1 protein-coding gene is annotated in these 2,661 nt (G+C 55.7%); it reads right to left on the bottom strand.

The genetic code is table 11. From position 1 onward, the window contains the following. Positions 1 to 1,090 precede the first annotated feature (1,090 nt). Positions 1,091 to 2,661, bottom strand: a 1,571-nt coding sequence (locus NKH50_RS28905) for a calcium-binding protein (RefSeq protein ID WP_352882576.1), incomplete at its 5' end; no start/stop codon positions are given.

The following is a 2,661-nucleotide window of genomic DNA, read 5'->3' as shown; positions in this document are numbered from 1 at the left end:
AGTTGCCATCCAGTAATCCTTTTTCTCGTTCGATAGCGCCCGAGGCCTACCTACTAGAGGGTGTATATTAGCGCCAAATCACATAAAGACACCCGTTGATAAAATCATTGAGCGTTTGTAGGAATGCTGCATGCATTGTGGCTTATTTTCATAAAAACGGGTTGTACACAAGAAACTTATCGCTTTTCTTAGGTCACAATCCCGGCTGAATCGCGACTTTATTTTGAAATAGCTGTAGCTTCGCAACTTAGGACGTTTAAATTACGGCAAATTACATTCTTTTTTGTTTTTGATTTATCAATTTACCTTACGAGATGAAAATCAGACAGACGTTAGCCACAAGAGCCAAGCCGCTCCGCGGTCTCACTGCCGCAAGCAATTAGTTGTGGACAATTCGTAGGCATCTGCGCGCTCAGCGGGCGGCAGATCTCCGTGATCGAGATCAAGTCAATGTAGGAAGCCGCTCAAGGTGAGAATAGGGGCGGTTCCCAGTTGGAGCGCCTGCCGCACTCGCCCATGAGGAAGACTTAAGCGACATCAAAGCGGTTCGGCCCACGTTTACAAGCGAGCGACAACTGCGGAATGACTGCCGGGTTCGCGGTGCCTGGTTCCTGCTCTCGCGCTCAAGTAATTGGCAGTCCCGATTTATCGATCGTGATCTGCGAAGGGGCGGTTTGTGAAGCCATGGCCGCTATTGCGCAGCGGATCTGATAGCGGCCCAGGGATCTGATACTCGATACCGGGCTCAGATGGGATCTGACCGTGCGTTGCCGACAAGAATCGAATAAGAGTAAAGAGACGAGAAAGTGCACACCGGATTACTCGCGAAGCCGTTTTGCTTCGTCGTCATGCACGGTGCGATGAGCTTCTCTTTCACTGAGATGCACTAAGTCCGTTTAAGACACGGAAGCGGCCGCGAACCGCGCCGAGTAAACTCGGTGGCGGGCAGATTCAAGCCACCCCTCAATGATACCCTGCTAGCGAACCCGCTGGTGACGAAGGTTGGGCACCCGCTTTGGAAAAATCCGGTGCTTGAACAAAGACGGAGCGGCGGACCGGCTCGAGCAGAAGGTCCGCCGTTCCGGGTCGTTCAGATCACAAGAAACGAACCTGCTGCAAGCGACAGACCTGGAGAGAGCGTGGCGAACTGTATTTGAGCTGCGCCACCGATCCCGTCGCTGTCGAAAGAGAGTGCTCCGGTTGAGTTGTTGTAGATGATATGATCGGAGCTATCATGTGCGGCCGCACCCGCAAAGAAAGCATCGGATGAAAGGCCTCCCAGCTTAAGCCCGGCAAAAACCGCGTCGTCGAGCTGGATCTTGTCCTGGAGCTTGTTGAAGTCGGTGATCCTGTCGATATTACCGGCTCCAAGAGCGCTGTTGAACACGAAGGCATCATTGCCTCCGTTACCGGTCAAGATGTCGGCACCTCGTGCGCCGTTGATGATGTTCGCGCCGGCGTTGCCCTGGATGGCTTGGTTAAACTCGTTGCCAGTGAGATTGATTGCTCCCGTGCCGGAAGGATTTGTGGTGGCAAGAAGCTCAACTTGGGAGCCGGCCGAAAGAGCATAGCTCACCGTGGAAAATACCCTGTCGCCGCCGCCGCCGGCCGCTTCAATCACCCTGTCGCCAGCATTGTCGACGACGTAAGTGTCATTGCCGCCATAGCCTGTCAGCGTGTCGGCGCCACCCATACCGTTGATGTAATTAGCACCGGCATTGCCTTGGATCGTCTGGGCGAACTCGTTGCCAACGAGATCGATTGCTGCCGTGCCGGAGGGATTCGTGGTAGCAAGAAGTTCGACCTGCGAGGCTGCCGAGTGCACAAGCGCAAAGCTTGCTGAGGCGAGCACCTTGTCGATACCACCGCCGACCGCCTCGCGAACCTTGTCACCAGCATTGTCGACATAATAGGTGTCGTTGCCGCCATAGCCGGTCATAGTATCGGCCCCACCCCCGCCGTTGATGACATTGGCGCCGGCATTGCCCTGGATAGTCTGGGCGAACGCATTGCCGGTCAGGTTGATCGCCGTGGTGCCGGACGGGCTGTTGGTGGCGAGAAGTTCGATTTCCGATCCGGCCGCAAGCGCATGACTTACGGAGGCGAATGCTTTGTCGGTACCGCCGCCCGCAGCCTCAATCTCCTTATCGCGGACATCGTCGACATAATAGGTATCATTGCCGCCATAGCCGATCATCGTGTGGCCGCCGGCTCCGTGAAACACATCGTCGCCGCTGGTGCCATACAAGGTGTCGCTTGTCTCGACGGGAGGCGGTTCGGTCCCGGTGGTAGCGAGGTTGTGCTCCCGGAAAACGGCTTGCAGTTCCGGGGAGCTTTCAAGTGCGGTGTCGCCGTTCTGCGTTCCCCATTTGTAGGTGTAGTCGAAGGCAGGTGACGGCACCAGTGCGGCCCAATGATCGATCATGATTTGCATCTGTTCGGAGGTGGGCATGACCTGTCTTCCGCCATCGGAAGTCTCCCAGTTACCGCCGCCAAAGGCCTGATAGACCGGAACGATGTTGCTAACCGGGATGCCCGATTTCACCGCTGCAGCCACGGCTCGATCGATCATGTCATAATCGACCGTGTCCGTTCCCGTGCGCACCGGATAGGGGTCTATTCCGAAATAGTCGATATGCGTGTTGGCCGGATTGTAGGTGT

This window comes from Mesorhizobium sp. M1027 (genome assembly GCF_040318745.1).
Lineage (GTDB): Bacteria > Pseudomonadota > Alphaproteobacteria > Rhizobiales > Rhizobiaceae > Mesorhizobium.
This window is presented reverse-complemented; position numbering and strand designations above follow the sequence as displayed.